This window comes from Streptomyces sp. NBC_00271 (genome assembly GCF_036178845.1).
Taxonomy (GTDB): Bacteria; Actinomycetota; Actinomycetes; order Streptomycetales; family Streptomycetaceae; genus Streptomyces.
In genome coordinates, this window is sequence record NZ_CP108070.1 from 11,464,431 (window position 1) to 11,482,525 (window position 18,095).

Genomic DNA, 18,095 nt, shown 5'->3' on the forward strand with positions numbered 1-18,095 from the left:
GATGTGTCACGCCAGGAGACGTTGATCAGGTGGCTGGCCAAGGCCGGGATCCGAGATGATCGTGTTCCGCTGGAGGGGTTGGCCGCCGTTCCGGCGTTGGTGTCCATCGCGGGGGTTTCGCTTCGTGTTGACACCGTTCTGTGGCGCGACTTCCAGCCAATTTCTCCGCCGGACGGTCAACCGCTGATCGCGGCGGCCTTGGTCCAAGCCGTCGGATCCATGGCATTGCCTGAGGGCCTGGTGGCGAAGCGCATTGCAATCGTCCACGAGCGCACCGCTTGGATTGCGCCCGTGGTCGAAGGACACCGCCGGGAACAGGGCGAATCCCGCTTCGAGGTGATCGCCCGGACTGGACCGAAATGGGGGCCGGGTGTCGCAGTCGACGTGATTCTCCAGCTCCAGGACGCGGAGGGCCGCACTTACCTGCTGCGTGCCGCCAACCAGATGATCAAGCGTACGGACTGACGCCGAGTCCGAATGCCCCGCGGTCAGGTCGGCCCACTCGGATGTCGCATGACATCGCGATACTCCGCCGGCCAGGGCGTCACCCCGAGGCAACAATCTCAGTTGCGGTTCGGGATCATTCATGCGGGATGATCCCGGTATGTATGAAGGGGATGGGCTGTTCGAGGTCGAGCCGGTCGGGAAGAAGCGGCCGCAGGGCCCTGTGTCGGCGGTGGACAAGACGTTTCGGGCGTTCGACCCGCATCAGGTCCTGCTGTTGCCGCCGTTGCTGGACGGCTGGCTGCCCGAGGACCACCTGGCCCGGTTTGTCGCCGATCTGGTCGACGAGGTGCTCGACCTCGGGCCGGTCCTGGCCGACTACACCGAAGAGCGCGGTACCCGCCCTACGACCCGCGGCTGATGGTGCGTCTGCTGATCTACGGCTACACCACCGGCGTCCGCTCCTCCCGGACGATTGAGCGCCGCCTGGCCGACGATGTCGCGTTCCGCTTCCTGGCCGTCGGCCAGGCCCCGGGCCTCCGCTCGATCGCCCGGTTCCGCCGCCGCCACCTCGATGCGCTCGCCGGTCTGTTCACCCAGTCCCTGCACCTCGCGCAGAAGCTCGGCATGGTCAAGTCGGGCCGCGTCGCGCTGGTCGGCACCAAACTGGAGGCCGGCGCCTCCAAGCATAAGGCGATGAGCTACGGCCGCCTGATCGGCAAGGAAGGGCGGATCGAGGCCGAGATCGCCCAGCTGGAGGCGAAGGCCCAGGCCCTGCTGGCCGATGCGGAGGCCGCCGACGAAGCCGAGGACCAGACCTTCGGCGTGGACGGCAAGGAGTGGACCTGCCCGCCGAGCTGGACCGGCGCGAGAAGCGCGTGGCGAAGCTGCAAGCCGCCCGCGCGCAGATCGAGGCCGAGGCCGCCGACAAGGCCTCAGCCCACGCCGAGGACAAGGAACGCCGCAGTCAGGAGCGTGCCGGCACCAGCGACGAGCAGGCCGTCACCGACGCCGGCCAGAAGGCCGCCGCCACCGCCCGCCGCAGGCCCAAGGCCCAGGCCAACTTCACCGACCCCGACTCGTGGATCATGAAGAACAGCGACGGCGCCCACATCCAGGCCTACAACGCCCAGGCCGTCGTCGATGAGGAACATGAGGTCATCACCGCCGCCGACGTGACGTGCAACCCCTCGGACGCGCTGAACTACACCACAATGCTCGACCAGTCCGCAGCGAACACCGGCACCCACCCCAAGCACGCGCTGGTCGACGCCGGATACTGCTCCGAGACCAACCTTGAGGCCGCGCGAGAGCGCCAACTCGTCTGCGACACCGACACGTTCGTGGCCACCGATCGGAGCAATGGGAGCCAGTGACACTGGATCAGCTCCTTGAATCGAGTATGCGCGAAAGGTTCGCCGCTGTTTGGCGGGGCGGCGACATGGCAGGAGATGAGTCGTGATGGCCTTGCTCCACGTCTGATCCCTCTGCGGTCCTCGTGGTGTGTGACCGAGAACGACCGGAGAGCCTGGGCCGAGCTTGGCATAGACGCCACAGGCGTCGGTCAGGAAGACGTCGTGGCCGTCGTCGCGGATATCCAGGGGATCCGCAGTTGACGCAACCAGTGCTGGTGGGCGAGGGCACGCGCTGAGTTCACGTCATCGATGGGTGATGGGCTTCCCGCGGGGGGCCGACAGCCCCACAGCCGGTACCCACTCGCCGTCACCCCGGCGGAGGGCATGCGCCAAGCCGCCGACCGGGATGCCCCACAGGCCCGTTGCTCCGTCCCTCGACACGCCGAATTCATGGGGCGGTCCGCCGCTGTCCCCCCGGACGCGCGGTGGCCGACGACCCCGTCTGCTCGCGGCGTAACTGTGCCATGGCGCAAGAGCGACACGGGTGACCCCTTGAACGACGGCGGGGGAGGCCGGAGGATCCAGTGATCTTTCGCTTTTCGCCGCGTCTCAGGAGTCTTCCTTGCCCAAGGTTCCCATCCCCCGGCCCGGGCCGATCGCCCTCGCCGTGGCGGCCGCGCTCACACTCGGCGTCATACCGGCGACTGCCGCTGTGTCCGCGTACTCCGCCGGTGAGGTGTCGCACAACGACGCCGGACACCACACCCCCGGCGATGCCGGCACGCACACCGTCACCCTGATCACGGGTGACAAGGTCACCATCGGGACCGCCGCCGACGGCACCGTCGTGCGCTCCTTCCAGGCCGCCAGCGGAGCCACCACCGGCTTCCACCGCGCTGTCGTGGACGGCGCCACCTATGTCTACCCCGACGCCGCCCTGCCGTACGTGAGCGCCGGCAAACTCGACAAGCAGCTCTTCAACGTGACGCGGCTGATCACCGAGGGCTATGACGACGCGCACAGCTCCCGGCTGCCGCTGATCGTGCGCTACACCGGAGCCGCCGCCAAGGCCCGCACCCGGACGAAGATGGCCGGCTCGACCAACGTCCGCCGCCTGGACAGCATCCAGGGCGCGGCCCTCGCGCAGAACCACAAGCAGGCACCGGAGTTCTGGTCCTCGCTCACCAGGGGTTCCGGCGCGGCGGCCCGGTCCGCGAAGCCGTCCTTCGCGGGCGGCGTCGCCAACGTGTGGCTCGACGGCAAGGTGAAGGCCGACCTGGCCGACTCCACCGCCCAGATCGGCGCGCAGAAGGTATGGGCGGAGGGCGACACCGGCCAGGGCGTGAAGGTCGCGATGCTCGACAGCGGCGCGGACACCGAACACCCGGACCTGGTCGGGCAGGTGTCCGACAGTGCCAGCTTCGTCCCCGGCGAGGACGACATCGCCGACTACAACGGCCACGGCACGCACGTCGCCTCGACCATCGCCGGCACGGGCAGTGCCTCCGACGGCAAGGAGCGGGGTGTCGCCTCCGGCGCCCGGCTGGCCGTCGGCAAGGTGCTCAACTCCGAGGGCAGCGGCCAGGAATCCTGGATCATCGCGGGCATGGAGTGGGCCGCCCGCGACCAGAAGGCCAGGATCATCAGCATGAGTCTGGGCGGCGGCGGTGACAAGACAGACCCGATGAGCCAGGCCGTCGACGAACTCAGCCACGACACGGGCGCGTTGTTCGTGATCGCGGCGGGCAACGGCGGCCCGCACTCCATCAGCAGCCCCGGTGCCGCAGACTCCGCGCTGACCGTCGGTGCCGTCGACTCCACCGACACGCTCGCCGACTTCTCCAGCCAGGGCCCGCGTGACGGCGACGGCGGGCTGAAGCCGGAGATCACCGCGCCCGGCGTCGACATCGTCGCGGCGCGCTCGCACTACAAGCGCGGCTCCGGCTACTACACCACGATGAGCGGCACGTCGATGGCGACGCCGCACGTCGCCGGTGCCGCCGCGCTCCTCGCCTCTGAGCACCCCGACTGGACGGGCACCCAGCTCAAGGAGGCGCTGGTCAGCAGCGCCAAGGCAACCCCGGCGTACACCCCGTACCAGGCGGGCGCGGGCCGACTCGACGCGCTGGCGGCCGTGCACACCACGGTCTTCGCCACTACGAGCGCCTACTCCGGCTTCCACACGTGGCCCCCGAAGCCCGGGGAGACCGACGTCCAGACGGTGACGTACACCAACGTCGGCGACGCCCCGGTCAGCCTCGACCTGGCGGTCAACGGCACTGTGCCCGCAGGGTTGTTCAGCCTCTCCTCGGACCACGTCACCGTGCCCGCGCACGGCACCGCCACGGTCAAGCTGACCGCGGCTCTGGACAAGCTGGCCGGCGACCAGTCGGTCAGCGCCATGATCACCGGTACGGACGGCACCGGAGCCGTCCGCGCCCGGACCCTGATCGGCGCGGCCCGAGAGGGCCAGCGGCAGAATCTGACTGTCGTCGCGAAGGACCGTGCGGGCAAGCCGCTGGCGGGCCGGGTCGTCCTCACCGCCGAGCACCTTTTCACGGTGATGGACCTCGACGCGTCCGGCACCGGCACGACGCGGCTGCCCGTCGGCAGCTACAGCGGCTGGCTCACCGGGGACGTGCAGGGCTCCGAAGGCCCGCACTCGCGCGGCATGGTGCTGCTCGCCTTCAACGACGTGAAGCTGGACCAGGACCGCACCGTCACCCTGGACGGCCGCAAGGCACGCCGGATCCTGGCGCGCGTGCCGCAGCAGACCACCGCCGTCGCGCCGCGCCTGGACGCCCACCGGTCCTTCAGCGACAGCCTGGTGGAGACGTCGATGCTGCCCAACCCGTCGTACGACAGCATCTGGGCGCTCCCGACCGGCAAGAAGGTCACCGACGGCGAGTTCGAGACCGGCGCCCGCTTCCGCCTCGAGCAGCCCGCGCTGACCGTGAGCACGAAGTCGACGACTTTCAACGACCCGCTGGTCAAGCGCGCGGCCACGCCGCTGCCCGCCGGTACCCGGAACCTGACGGCGGTCTTCGCCGGTGACGGTACGGCCGAGGAGCTCGCGCGGCAGAACGTGCGTGGCAAGGCCGTCGTGGTGCGCGGCGCCGGCACGGAAGGGATCAAGGCCCAGGCGGAGGCCGCCGCGGCCGCCGGCGCCCGGCTGCTGCTGGTCGTCAACGACGGCGTCGGCCGCCTGCAGCCCTGGGACGAGAACCCCTGGAGCCCGGAGAGCCCGGCCCCGGTGACGGTGGCGACGCTCAACGCCGACCAGGGCGCCGACCTGCTCGGCCAACTCCGGCACGGCGCGGTCTCGCTGAAGGTCACCTCGCACCCCACGACCGACTACGTCTACGACGTCGTGCACCACTGGACGGGCGCCGTTCCGGCGGACCCGACCTGGCGTGAGAAGTCCAAGGACCTCGGCCGGGTGAACGTCTCCTTCCGGAACTACCGGCAGGGCAAGGCGATGGAGTTCCGTCCGGACGTCTGGCGCGGCTGGGCCGTCGGCAACCAGCTCACCGCGCCCGCCCAGGGCGAGCGCACCGACTGGGTCACCGCCGGCACCACGTGGCTTGACGACGCCTTCATCCAGGGCGAGACCGGGCAGCACTCGATCGACCCGCTGAACTACCCGGCGCGCAAGACCGGCAAGGTCAGCTGGTTCGGCCCGATCCAGCGGCCCCGCATGGGCCCGATCAACTACCAGCCGGTGCGCTACCTCGACACGATGTACATCACCGCGCCCGGCTGGGGTGACTCGGGGTCCGGCCACGTCGGCGAGGCCGGCGCGAACTTCGACGTCAAGGACTGGATGTCGCTCTACCAGGGCGACCAGCAGCTCGACTGGGGCAACGCCGAGTACCTGCAGGTTCCCGGCCTCGGCGCCGAGCGCCTGCCCTACCGGCTGGTCCTCGACAACGACCGCGGTACCTGGGCCAACCCGTACTCGACGCACACGCTGACCGAGTGGGACTTCACCTCCGCGGTCACCGGCAGCGATGCGGCGGTGTCCCTGCCGCTCATCCAGCTCGACTACGGCGTGGACACCGACAAGTCCGGCCGTGCCGACCGGCACGCCGGCCTGACGGTGACCGCCTCGCACCTGCCGGGCACCACCGCCACCATCGGGAAGCCGACCGTCGAGGTGTCGTACGACGACGGTGCGACCTGGCAGCGGACCGACCTGAGCCGGTGCGACGACGGATGGCGGACGAACCTGCGCGCGCCGCGGTCCGCCGACTTCGTCACCCTCCGGGTCGGCGCCCGGGACAGCGCGGGCAACACCGTCTCGCAGACGATCACCCGGGCCTTCGGCCTGCGCTGACGTCATACCCCGGGAGGTCACCTGGGACAGCACCGCGTGGGTGGGACCGCAGCCGGCGGTCCCGCCCACGCGGCGTTCCCAGTTGTCAGAGGATCTATGAGGACACCTCGTCGCGGAACGGCAAGCGAGTGCTCGTGGACCGCCTGTGGCCCCGCGGAATGAGCAAAGAACGGGCCCACCTGGACGAATGGCTCCGCGACGTGGCGCAGTCGGCGGACCTGCGCCACTGGCACCACCACGACCAGGAGCGCTTCGCGGAGTTCCGGGATCGCTACATCGGCGAACCGGAGGACGCCGATCACCGGCCAGCCGTGCAGCACCTGCGTGATCTCGCCGCCCACGACAAGGTCACCTTGCTCACCGCCACCAAGGACCTCGGCCACAGTGAGGCCGCCGTGCTCGCCCAGTGGCTCGGCGCCGCCGGCACAGCGAGCCGCTAGATCCGTTGCTGCGTCATCCGGCGCCCCTGGCGGACTGCGCGGCAGCAGAGACCCGGTCGTCCGCCACGATCTCCGTCGCGTGAGCGGAGCGAGGCTGCTGAGGGTCAGCATCTCCAGGCGGAACTGCTGGCCCGCCCAGCGCTACGGCGTGGGGGGCTGCTGTGGGGAGCGGAGTACGAGCAGGGTGATCTCGCTGGGGGCGAAGACGCGGAAGGGCGGGCCCCAGAAGCCGGTGCCACGGCTGGTGTAGAGGAGGGTGCGGGTGCCGTGGTGGCTGAGGCCGGCGAGGGCGGGCTGGTCGATGCGGACCAGGTGGTGGAAGGGCCAGATCTGGCCGCCGTGGGTGTGGCCGGAGAGTTGGAGGTCGACGCCGCCGGCTGCCGCCCGGTCGACGAACTTGGGCTGGTGGGCCAGGAGCAGGACGGGGTGGTCGGGGTCGGCGCCTTGCAGGGCTCCGGCGAGGTGGGCGCGGTGGCCGGCGAGGCCGGAGGATTCGGCGGTGACGTCGTCCACGCCGGCGACCACGAGGGTGTCGCCGCCGCGTTCGAGTAGTAGATGGCGGTTGCGCAGCGGCTCCCAGCCCAGCTCGTCCATGAGGTCGACCCAGCCCTGGGCCTCGCTGTAGTACTCGTGGTTGCCGGTGACGTAGACCCGGGCCCGGGTGGCCTGCACGGTGCCGAGTGGGGTGGCCTGGGCGCGGCGGCGTTCGGCCGTGCCGTCCGCGATGTCTCCGGTGTGGCAGACCAGGTCGGCCTGCAGAGTGTTCACCGTCTCGCAGACCCGCGCCGACCAGCGGGCGCGGTCGAGCGGGCCGTAGTGGGTGTCGGTGATGAGGACGACGCGCGTGCCGTCCAACCCGGCCCCCAGGCGCGGAAGTTGCACGTCGAGGCGGCGTACCCGTGGTACCCGGCGGGCCTCGGCGTACCCCCAGGTGAGCAGCACGGCGGCTGTGCCGAGGACCGCCCAGGTGACGATCCGGGCCCGGTCCTGGCCGTCGCCGACGCCGGTCACGGTCAGGGCGAGCCGCAGCAGGATGCCGAGCAGGACGGACCAGGTGAACAGGACCCAGATGGTGCCCAGCAGGGTGTCCCCGAGGATCGCCGCCCAGTCCTGCTGGCGTCGGCCGTGGCCGCGCACCATCGCGAGCGGCATGCCGATCAGGCCGAGGGCGAACAGGGCGGTGCAGGCCAGAGTGACAGGGAGCGACCAGTGCTGGCCGGCGTACAGCAGCAGCCAGCAGGGCACGGTCCACAGCAGGACGGGGGCGATCAGGGGGAGGTAGCGCATCAGGCGGTGCAGTCGGCTCCGCTGGGTCTCGTGCGCTGCGCTGTCGGCGGATCGGGTTTCGCTGGTGTCGGTCACGCTTCCCCTCCTTGAGCAACCGGGCTGCCGTCGCGCGCACTTTATCCGGCCGTCTTCGGACCGGTCGGACGGGGTGTTCATGGTGGGCAGCCCCATGCAGCGAAGGGGTCTTTGCCGGGCGGCAAGACTCCGCTGCGGCGGCCGGGGTGCCGATTACTACGGCCCCGGCCCCCGGGGGCTGATCTCGGGCCCCGGGAAAACCCTGTTCGCGCGGGCGGTCGCCGGGAGGCGCATGTTCTGGCCGGGCAAGCTCGACCAACCGCACGCCCTGCACTACCTGCCGGATCTCGCGCGGGCACTCGTGATGCCGGCCGACAGCGAGGCGTCATGGGGACGGGCGTGGAACCTGCCCTCTCCCAAGCCTCTGACCGGCCGACAGTACGCCGCCGCAGCGGCCCTCGACGGCCGCACGCGCGCTCGGGCCCGACAGCGAACTGGGCGACGCTGTCGGCTGTGCTGTTGTCGACGTAGAGCCATCGTCCACTGGGGTCGATGACGAAGTTGGTCGGACCGCTCACGCCCTGGCTGGTGTGGCCGATCAGGGAGAGCATCCCGGTCGGGCGGTCGATCCGGTAGCCGGTGATCGTCCTCCGACATCCCAGGTCTACGTGCTCTCGACTCGCACCATATTGAGAGTGTGCGCAGCCTGGCCGGTCTCTACCTGCTCCCCGGCCCGTCCTCTCCCGTCCGCTCGCCGTCCGCCGGGCGCGCGGCTGCCCGGTGCATGCGGATCACCGCGTACGTCTCGCCGTCTCTCGGCGGCCGCGTCCATGAACGGGTGGTGAATGTGTGCAGCCGCCCGTTCACGATGGCATGACGCGGCAGACAGGCAGCGAACTCCCCGGCCACCGCTTCCAGCAGTGACCGTTCCGCCCCGGCGCTGTCCTCCAGGTCACTGAAGAACCGGCTCGGGTCCAGCGCCCGCGGTATCTCCCCGCTCTGCCGGATCTCTCCGTCCACGTACGTGAATGCGTACTGCTCGGCACCGTCTCGCGCCACCGAAAGGTGGAAGAACGGTTCCCCGTGCCATGTCCTCAGGCCGCTCCACACCACCACCGCACGGGTGCCCGCGCTGGCGGCCGCGGCCGGGGAGACGAACCGACGCTGGTCGAACGGGGCGGGATCGCCGTCGAAGGCGAAGCTCCAACCGGTGCCGGCCCGGCCGACCGCCATGAGAGCCCTGTCGTCGTAGGACGAGAACTCCCTCTGGTTGTCCAGCGATCTGCGGCGCGCCTCCCAGAGCGTCGTGGGTTCATTCAGCACGGTGCCGTCCCCGTCCCCGTCCGCGAGACGTCCGGGCAACTCCTCCGGCTCGACCCCCTCCACCAGGACGAACCGGTAGGACGTGCGGTTGTTGCCCGGGTCCGGCGCCGCTAGCCACGCCAGGTCGCTCGGGTCGAGCCCGGCCGTCGGCCTCGGTGCCTCACCCGCCTGCCCGCCCCTCGGCGTGGACAGCAGCTCCCGGCCCCGCTCCGGGGTCAGCAGCGGCCCGAGCACCGGGTTCGGCCACCCACCCCAGCGGCGCCAGGTGGTCCGGTCCCAGCGGCTTCCACAGGGGCAGAGCATCTATCAGCGTCCGCCATGCCCCGTCGGTGTCTCCCCACCGCGCCAGCTCCCGGGCCCGCTCGACCCCCTCCCCGAACGGTCCGGCCGCCGAGTACCGGTACGTGCCGTTCCTCACCTGATCCAGCGCCGCGTAAGCCAGCGACACCACGTCGTCGTCGGCGCCCCGCAGATGGAACGTCAGTGTGGAGTCGTCCCGGTACGAGTGCGCCGCGTGCTCGGCGACCAGCGGTGGCAGCAGCTCGGGTGCGTAATGCGGGTCCGTCACCAGGTCGTCGAAGTACACCATGTAGGTCTGTCCGAGCAGGCGGCGTATCTGGTCGCCCAGCCCTGCGGCCCGCGGCCTGCCGTACTCCTTGGCCTCGTCCAGCGTCTTCACGGCCCGTTCCCAGCCGCCGCGCAGCACCTCCAGCCGGGCCTCCTCCACCAGGGCGTCCAGCTCTCGCGTCGTGTCGTTGGCGAACACCGGCTCCCCGTCGCTCCGGTGCGCCCGCAGGCTGTGGAGCTCCCGGTACATGTCCCGCATGAACTCAAGGAAGTTCGTGTGCCGCTCGGGCGGCGCGGCCCGCCAGCTCGCCCACGTGTACACGGCCCACTCACCGTCCTCGTCCGCGTCTTCGGGATCCATGAGGACGTGGGTGATGTCGGACTCGACGTCGAGCTGCAGCCCGCGCCGCCAGATGTCCGCCTCCCGCCGCTCCTCGGGCCCGGCGTCCTCGTCCAGGTACTCCTCGAACATGTCCGCGAGTCCTGACTCGTTGTTGTGCCAGTGGGCGTCCTCGGTCCCCGCCAGCAGCCACACGAACCCGCCCGCGTGCCGCCACCCGTCGCTGACCTTGAGGAACTCCCGGTACGACGGGGGCATCCGTCGACCGAGACGCTCCTCCATGGCCGCGATCCGCTCCGTGGACGCGGGCGGGAACCCCAGCCACCGCGCTTGCCGGGCGGTCTCGTCGTCCTCTCCCCGCGTCTCGCCGTCCGGCAGGGAATCCGCCCACTCCCCGCTCCACTTGAGCAGGAAGGACCGCCAGTCGAATGCCGTGGTGTCCGTCATGCGCCCGATGCTGCCACTCACCACTGACAGTGCTCCGTTGCTTGCTGCGGCCGACAGGACCCTTTTGTACGCGACCGGCCTGGCAGGCTGTGCCAGCGTGCTCGCGCCCTGTTTGGTCGATGGAGAAGTCGGCGAACTCCACGTCGGTGAAGGCGATCCCAAGGCCGTGAGCTCGTCTACCTCCGTCCCGCAAGTTGGCGTGCCCCAGTGCACGTGCGAGGCACCATCTGCTGTTCGCCGTCCGGCGTCCCGGGCGGCGAACAGCTCTCGCGCGCCGGGCAGCGGCCGGTCAGGGTGTCTGCGGCAGAGCCAGCCCCGTCGCCTCGGCTTCCTTCGGCGCGACGGGTCCCGTCCGCTCGGGGCCCTGGCCCCGCCCTCGGCTGAGCTGCGCCCCGACCGCCGAGGTCACCAGGCTCAGCGCCGCGGCCGTGTACCAGACGACCCGGAAGTCGTGGTGCGAGGTGGCGTCGACATGGGAGCCGACGACCGCGACCAGGACGGCGACGCCGATCGTGGCCGAGATCTGGCGCACTGAGTTGACCAGCGCCGAACCGGTCGCCGCACGGTGTCCCGGTACCGCGTGCACGCCGGCGGCCACCAGTGTGCCCAGGGCCAGGCCCACTCCCGCACCGGTCAGCAGCTGGCTGGGCAGCAGCTCACTCACGTAGTCCGGTGTGACCGACGCGAAGATCGCGAACCAGACCATGCCACCGGCGAACAGCACGCCGCCCGCCGCGATCAGCGGTCCCTGCCCAAAGCGCTGCGCGGCGCGGGTGGTCAGCACGGTGACGACGGGCACGAGCGCGGGGCCGGGGGCCAGAGCGAGACCGGTGCGCAGCGCGCTCCAGTGCCAGACCTCCTGACACCACAGCACGTTCGACAGCAGCATGATCGCGAAGGCCACGCCGAACAGGAGGCTGCCCGCGTTCGCCGCACCGAAGCGCGGCAACCGCAGCAGGTCCAGCTCGAACAGCGGACGGGGGTGCCGCAGGGACCGGAGCACGAACGCGGCGCCGCCAATCACGGCGACAGCCAGCAGCAGTAGGGTCTCGCCGCTCGTCCAGCCCTGGTCGGGTGCCTGCACCAGCGCCCCGGACAGCGACGCGATCGAGACGATGACCAGCAGGGCGCCGAGGAGGTCGGGCAGCGGCCCGGTCTCCCGCGCGGCCGGCTTCGGCAGCGCGGATCGGCCGACGACGAGCGCCGCGATGCCGATGGGCAAGTTGACGGCGAAGACCCACCGCCAGTCCACCTCGGTCAGCAGGCCACCGGCGACGGGCCCGGCGGCCGCGGCGAGTCCGCCGACCCCGGCCCAGCCGCGGGTGGCTTGGGTGCGGCGCTCGGCCGGCACCGCCGCCAGCAGCAGGGCCAGGGAGGTCGGGATCTGGGCCGACGCCCCTACGGCCTGCACCACCCGGGCCACGATGAGGGTTCCCAGGTTCGGGGCCAGGGCACAGCCCAGCGACGCGAGCGTGAAGACGGCGATCCCGGCGAGGAAGACCGGCCGCTGCCCTATGCGGTCACCGGCACGCCCGGCCACCACCAGCAGCGCGGCGAAGGTGATCGCGTAGGCGTTGAGGACCCAGGACAGCGATCCGAGGTCCGCCGCGCCGCCGCCTCCGGAGAAGTCCTCTCCCATGGCGGGCAGCGCGACGTTGACGATCAGCAGATCCAGGTTGGTCATGAAGACGGCCACCAGGACGACTGCGGCGGCCGTCCGAGGGTGCTTTGAAAACCGAAGCAGCGTGGACATGATGCAACCCAAACACAGGGTGGTTTGGAAATCAAACCCTGCCGGGTGATACTGGGAAAGTGACCACGCTTATCGACCCCCGGGACATGGCGGGGCGCCCCTGCTCCCTCGCCGCGGCCCTCCAGATCATCGGTGACCGCTGGGCCCTGCCGGCGATCCGCGAGGTCATGCTCGGCAACCACCGCTTCCGGCAGATCGCCAGAAACACCGGCGCTCCCACGGACCGGCTCGCCGCGCGCCTGAAGGCGCTGGTGGAGAGCGGCGTCCTCGAACGGCGCCCGCTGCCGGACGATGCCCGCTACAGCGGCTACTACCTGACGGAGGCCGGGCGCGACCTGGGGGCCATCACCCGCGAGCTGATCGGCTGGGGCGACCGCTGGGTCGTCACCGCACCGCCCGCCCGGATCCGGCACCGGGATCACGACCTCGTCACCCACACGGTGTGCGAGACCTGCGGCGAGCGGGTCCATGGCGAAGATGTCCACCGGGACGACCTCGTGCCCGGCTGGGACCAGTCGGGCCCGGTGACGACCCCGTAGACCGAACGGCCCCACCTCGGCGAAATGAAGGTCCGGCATGATCAACGGCGCCCACGTCATCCTCTACGGCCAGGACGCGGAGGCCGACCGCGCCTTCATCCGCACTGCGCGCGGGGCGTCCAGATCACTCACCCGGTCAGCGAACAGCGCTGGGGCAGGCTGACGGCGGTGCGTCTGCCCAGTGGCGCCGAACTGCCGCTGTACGAACCTCGCCACCCCGTGGCCCACAGTCTGTGACACTTGAGCGGCCCGCCCGGGGGCCACCGGATGTGCTGACGGCACCGCCCCGTCATCGGTGAACCAGATCGCCGGTGACAACCGTCGCGGTGCCTGGTCGCAGGGGCTGGGGGAATCATCCGCCGGGACGACCGCGTTTCCCCCGCGGAAACCCGGGCGGAGGCGGCCCGGATGCTGAGAAAGGTGGCGACATGCTGGAGACGGTGGGCCTGACGGCCGACGAGAGCGAGGCGTACCGCCTTCTGGTCGCCACCGGGACGGCGTCCGCTCAGGACATCTCCGGCCGCTCGGCCCTCGACGTCGTGACCGCGCGGCGGCTGCTGCGCGCGCTGGAGCACAAGGGCCTGGCGTCGGTGGCCGAGGACAGTCCCGAATGGTTCACGGCCGTGCCGCCGCAGGTGGCCCTCATGCCCCGGCTCCAACGCCACTTCGACGCCCTGGAACAGACCCGGGCCGCCGTCTACGAACTGGCGGAGACACACCGCCGCAGCGCATGGGCCCGGAGCACGGGCGAGGCCGTCGAGATCATCACCGGCGCTGCGGCGCTGCGCCAGCATCTGCGCCAGCTCCAGCACGGTGCCGACCGCGAGATGATGTGGTTCGTGAAGGCCCAGTACGTGGCCATGTCCCCGGAGAGCAATCAGGAGGAGTTCGACGCGCTGGACCGGGGCGTGCTCTACAGGGCCCTGTACGAGCAGGCGTACTTCGACGACCCCGACGCGGTGGACTACGTCGTCAAGGGCGTGTGCGCCGGAGAGGTCGCCCGGGCGGTGCCCCTCCTGCCGCTGCGGATGGCGATCGCCGACCGCTCGGTGGCCATCCTGCCGCTGGCTGCCTCGGGCACGTCCCGCAACCCCCGGGAATTGCGCGCCGCGGTGGTGCGGGAGAGCAGCCTGCTGGAGGCGCTCATCGCCCTGTTCGAACACCACTGGGAGATCGGTGCCCCGCTCCGGGTGACCGAGGAGGGCCAGATCGGCGGCGCCGGCACCACGGATGCCGCCTCGCCGGTAGGGGAGGACCGGCACCTGCTCTCCCTGATGGTCGCCGGCATGACGGACGAGGCGATAGCCGGACAGCTGCGGGTCAGCAAGCGCACCGTCCAGCGGCGCATCCAGGGCCTGATGAGCATGGCGGGCGTCGCGACCCGTATGCAGCTGGGCTGGCACGCGGCCCGCCGTGACTGGCTCTGAGCACGACGGGCGCCGCAACGCACACGAACAGGGCCCACCGGATGTGTCCGGCGGGCCCTGTCTCCGTTCGTCCGGCCGCTGCGCCGGGCTGCGCCACTGGCGGAAGCAGTTGCTCGAGGACGTGACTGCTCCGCGAAGGCGGCTACTTGAGCAGGTAGCCCTTGATGACGGTCTCCTTGAAGGAGTTGCCCGCCGCGTCCTCGACGTGGACGCGCAGGCTGACCGAGCCGCCCGCGGCGCGGCGCGGGTGCTCCACCGTCACGGTGCGCTCCATGCCGGAGCCTTCGACCCGCACCGACTGCCAGGTCTTCCCCTCGTCGAAGGAGACCTCGGTGGTGAAGACGCGGATGGGCGACGCCGGGGCGCCGGCCGTCCGCTGGATCAGGACCGGGATGTCGAGCTTGCGGCCGGCCTCGGCCCGGTTCCACTCGTCCAACTTCGGCGACATACGGACCGCGTACAGCGGCAGCGCCTGCCGGGTCGCCGTGGTCTGCGACCGGAACCGCCATTCCGCCCGCACACTCGTGGAGACGGAGCTGGGGGCCATGTCACGGTGGTGCTCGACCGTCAGACGGTAGTCGGCGGGGGTGGCGTCGGCCGGGACGTCGCTCATGCTCCAGTCCTGGGAGACCAGCTCGCCGTTGCGCCACAGCTTCACCTCGGGCAGGCCGGACGTGGTGTCGGCCACCAGGTCGAGGTTGCCGTTGGCGGCCGACTGGAAGGGCCGGAACATCGTGTCGCCCTCACGGAAGGCGGCCATCTGGGAGGAGAGGCCCACGGCCTGGATCCCGCCGTTCCAGCGCTCCTCGACCTGGGAGCCGGCCCGGTAGCCGTGCAGGTCGCTCAGGTAGCTCTGCCCGTGCGCGTTGGGGTCGAGGAAGCTGTTCTGGTCGAAGGCCGTCTGCCAGCGCAGGCCGTCGGCCGCCGAGAAGTAGTCGACGCGCCGGGCCGGGACCGGAATTCCCTCCATCGCTCGCCCGCTGAAGCGGACGTTGTCGACGTACGTCCACACGATGCGCGTGGCCGTGGTGCCGGGCGTGGTCGCGGCGAACGTGGTGTTCACCCGGGCCAGCTCCGACTTGCGGGGGTTGTAGGCGGGGTCCGCCGGGATGGCGCCGTGTACCGGTCGCGTGAGGTAGTAGACCGAGGCGGGGTTTCCGTCCGCGCCGGCCGGGTCGCCCCAGACGCTGGTGACGAGGTAGGTGAACTTCGAGTCCTTGTACTGGGCCGTCGGCACCGCGTACACGCCGTCGATGTGGTCCGTGCCGATCGCGTTGTACATGGTGACCGAGAGCAGCTGGTCGGCCATGCTGATCGTGCCGATCTCGGCCGACATGATGCGCGCGGAGCGGCTCGGTGCCGACACCGTGACGGGCTTCGCCGTGCGGGCGTCGATGGTCACCTGCCGGTCGGCGCTCATCACGACCTTCGGCACGCCGACGATGGTGCCCTCGGTGAAGGAGGCGTCGAAGTAGAAGCCGCTCACCGAGTAGGTGTCCCTCGGCAGTCGCACCACCGTGCTGCTCTTGCCGAGCGCCTCGACCTCGTACGCCTTGCCGTCGGCCGAGTTGACCAGCAGGTAGGCGTTGTCGGGGGCCCCGCCCGTACGGCTCTTCATGTCGATGCGCAGGTCGTAGGACGGCTGCTCGACGTCCATGCCGAACGGGACGCGCACCGACACCTGGTCGTCCGCGGTGCTCGCGGTCACCACACCGCTGTACGCGGCGTACGTCGTGGTGGCTTCCGGGGTCGCGGTGAGGGTGACCGCCGCGGTTCCGTGCGCGGGCACGGTGACGGTGTCGGCGCTGAGCCGGAACAGGCCGGCGGGAGCGGGCACGTCCTTCTTCCCGCTGCTCGGGTTGTCCTTCAGCTGAAGGGTGACCGGCGCGGCGCCCGGGTTGCGGTAGGTGATGGTCTTGGTCACCGGAGGCCGCTTGCCGTCCGTCCAGCGGATCTGCCCGAAGTCCAGTGCGGTGGTGTCGGCGGTGACGTCCTGGTCGACCGCCCGGGCGACGTCGACACGTCCGGCGCCCTGGAAGTAGGCGCCGTGCTCCTTGGCGCCGGTCGCCGACTGCATCAGCTGGCGCTTGACCTGCTCCGCCGTCCAGTCGGGATGCTGCTGGAACAGGATGGCGGCGGCTCCGGTCACATGGGGCGTGGCCATGGACGTGCCGCTCATCGCGACATAGCCGTCGTCGGCGGTGGTGCCGCCCGCCCTCGCGGCGACGACGTTGACGCCGGGTGCGATGACGTCCGGCTTGAGGCCGGAGTCGCCCACCCGCGGGCCGACCGAGCTGAAGCCGGCGAGGTCGTCGTCCTCCTCGGCCGCGCCGACGGCCAGCGCCCGGTCGTCGGAGGCGGGCGAGGAGACCTTGCCGGGACCGCTGTTGCCGGCCGCGGCCACGACCAGCGTGCCGTAGTCACGGGTCACGGTGTCGACCATGGCCTCGAGGGCGTCGGTCTCCGGTGTGTCCGTGTCGCCCAGGCTGAGGTTGATCACCTTGGCTCCGTGCTGGGCGGCCCAGGCCAGTCCCTCCACGATGTCGGAGTTGTCGCAGTTGCCGTCCGCGGTACACACCTTGCCGGAGAGGATCCGCACACCGGGTGCCACACCCTTGTACGTGCCGTCGGAGGCCGCGCCGGAACCGGCCACCGTGGAGGTCACGTGGGTGCCGTGGCCGTTCAGGTCGTCGGTGTTCGGCTCGGTGGTGAAGTTCGCGGACTCGGTGACGAGGCCCTTGAGGTCCGGGTGGTTGGGGTCGTAACCGGTGTCGAGCACGGCGACCTTGACGCCGGTGCCGGTGTAGCCCTTCTCCCAGGCGTGCGGGGCGCCGATGCGCGGCACCGTGCTGTCGAGCTGGATCCTGGAGTGGCCGTCCAGCCAGACCCGGCGCACACCCGCTCCGAAGGACGTGGCGTCCGTCCGGCCGGGGGCGATGCCCTTCCAGAACCCTGCGGCGTCCGCGCGGTGTTCGCCGAGGGTCGCGAAGGGGGTCCCGCCGATGGGGCGGACGGTGTCGGCGCCGGCGGCGGTCAGCTGTCGCCGGGCGGTGCCCGCGTCACCGGCGTATTCGACGATCAGCGGCAGGCTCGACCGCTGCGCGTACTTGCCCCGGACCAGGGCGGAGACGTTGAACAGCGCCTTGTCGAGGCGGCCCGTCGCGAGCAGCGGGAGCGTGTCGGCGGGTATGACCGTCCAGTCGCGACCGGCCTGGCGCTTGATGAACGCGACTCGTTCGCGGCCCTCGGCGGGCTCGACCGACACACTCTGCTTGCCCGAGGTGTCCGTCTCCAGCGTGACGCGGTCGCCGGTGATCAGGGTGAGCTGCTGCCGGGAGATGATCTGCGTCCGGGCCGCTCCGGTCTGCGCGGCGGCTTCCGTTCGCCCGGTGTGTGGGCCGAGGTCCTGAGCGGCGCCGGGGGCGGCGGTCAGACCGGCCACGAGCGCCACGAGGGCGGCGGCCGCCGCCGTATGCCGAGGCCGGGGAGGGCGGATCCCGGGGCGCCACCTGTTGTTCATGTGTCTCATGGGAGGACAGCGTGGTGCCGTCAAGTGCCGAGGTCAGCAGTTTGCCCTGTCCACCAGGCGTCAAGTCACCTTTACGCCAACCCCAATACTTCATAAAGAGGGCAAAAGTGGCCAGGTTGGCGGCTCATGCACGAACCGAGCGAGCCGCTCCCCGGTGGTGTCAAGCCGGCCGCCGGAGATCACGCACAGTCTTTCCTTTCCGGCTCGACCGGAAGCCCTTCGGCTGCCCTCGGCGGCGCGTACTGTGCCAGAGCCCAGAGCCCAGAGCCCAGAGCCCAGAGCCCTTGGAAGCC

General features: G+C 70.9%; 9 protein-coding genes and 2 pseudogenes. 6 read left to right on the forward strand and 5 right to left on the reverse strand.

Annotated elements, in window-relative coordinates:
* Positions 1–21 precede the first annotated feature (21 nt).
* From OG798_RS52375 to OG798_RS52390, 4 genes and pseudogenes are all read left to right on the forward strand, one after another.
* On the forward strand, positions 22–465 hold the full coding sequence (locus tag OG798_RS52375) for a hypothetical protein (RefSeq protein WP_328759875.1): 444 nt from the start codon (positions 22–24) through the stop codon (positions 463–465).
* Positions 466–676: 211 nt separating this feature from the next.
* Positions 677–1,802 (forward strand): annotated as a pseudogene (locus OG798_RS52380) (transposase); the annotation flags it as partial.
* A 619-nt stretch (positions 1,803–2,421) separates the two neighbouring features.
* Complete coding sequence (locus OG798_RS52385) at positions 2,422–6,135, forward strand: S8 family serine peptidase (protein WP_328759876.1); 3,714 nt, start codon at positions 2,422–2,424, stop codon at positions 6,133–6,135.
* Positions 6,136–6,227: 92 nt separating this feature from the next.
* The gene (locus tag OG798_RS52390; protein ID WP_257017196.1) at positions 6,228–6,575 is read left to right on the forward strand and encodes a DUF488 domain-containing protein; all 348 of its coding nucleotides are present in this window, start codon (positions 6,228–6,230) and stop codon (positions 6,573–6,575) included.
* A gap of 141 nt (positions 6,576–6,716) precedes the next feature.
* Here the strand turns inward: OG798_RS52390 and OG798_RS52395 are convergent, their stop codons facing one another.
* The 4 genes and pseudogenes from OG798_RS52395 to OG798_RS52405 form a co-directional block, all read right to left on the reverse strand.
* Complete coding sequence (locus OG798_RS52395) at positions 6,717–7,937, reverse strand: metallophosphoesterase (protein WP_328759877.1); 1,221 nt, start codon at positions 7,935–7,937, stop codon at positions 6,717–6,719.
* 77 nt (positions 7,938–8,014) lie between these two features.
* Positions 8,015–8,539: a beta-propeller fold lactonase family protein gene (locus OG798_RS56945; protein ID WP_413254840.1), complete on the reverse strand. Its 525-nt coding sequence runs from the start codon at positions 8,537–8,539 to the stop codon at positions 8,015–8,017.
* A gap of 55 nt (positions 8,540–8,594) precedes the next feature.
* Positions 8,595–10,554 (reverse strand): annotated as a pseudogene (locus OG798_RS52400) (SMI1/KNR4 family protein).
* Positions 10,555–10,843: 289 nt separating this feature from the next.
* The gene (locus tag OG798_RS52405) at positions 10,844–12,307 is read right to left on the reverse strand and encodes an MFS transporter (protein WP_121413353.1); all 1,464 of its coding nucleotides are present in this window, start codon (positions 12,305–12,307) and stop codon (positions 10,844–10,846) included.
* Between the two features lie 59 nt (positions 12,308–12,366).
* Between OG798_RS52405 and OG798_RS52410 the strand changes: the two genes are divergently transcribed.
* Together OG798_RS52410 and OG798_RS52415 are read left to right on the forward strand one after the other, a co-directional pair.
* Positions 12,367–12,846, forward strand: coding sequence for a winged helix-turn-helix transcriptional regulator (locus OG798_RS52410; RefSeq protein WP_095850108.1), 480 nt, complete (start codon positions 12,367–12,369; stop codon positions 12,844–12,846).
* Between the two features lie 428 nt (positions 12,847–13,274).
* Positions 13,275–14,273 carry a helix-turn-helix domain-containing protein gene (locus OG798_RS52415; RefSeq protein WP_121413352.1) on the forward strand — a complete coding sequence of 333 codons (999 nt, stop codon included), beginning with the start codon at positions 13,275–13,277 and terminating at the stop codon, positions 14,271–14,273.
* A gap of 142 nt (positions 14,274–14,415) precedes the next feature.
* Here the strand turns inward: OG798_RS52415 and OG798_RS52420 are convergent, their stop codons facing one another.
* On the reverse strand, positions 14,416–17,793 hold the full coding sequence (locus OG798_RS52420) for a S8 family peptidase (RefSeq protein ID WP_328759878.1): 3,378 nt from the start codon (positions 17,791–17,793) through the stop codon (positions 14,416–14,418).
* Positions 17,794–18,095 lie beyond the last annotated feature (302 nt).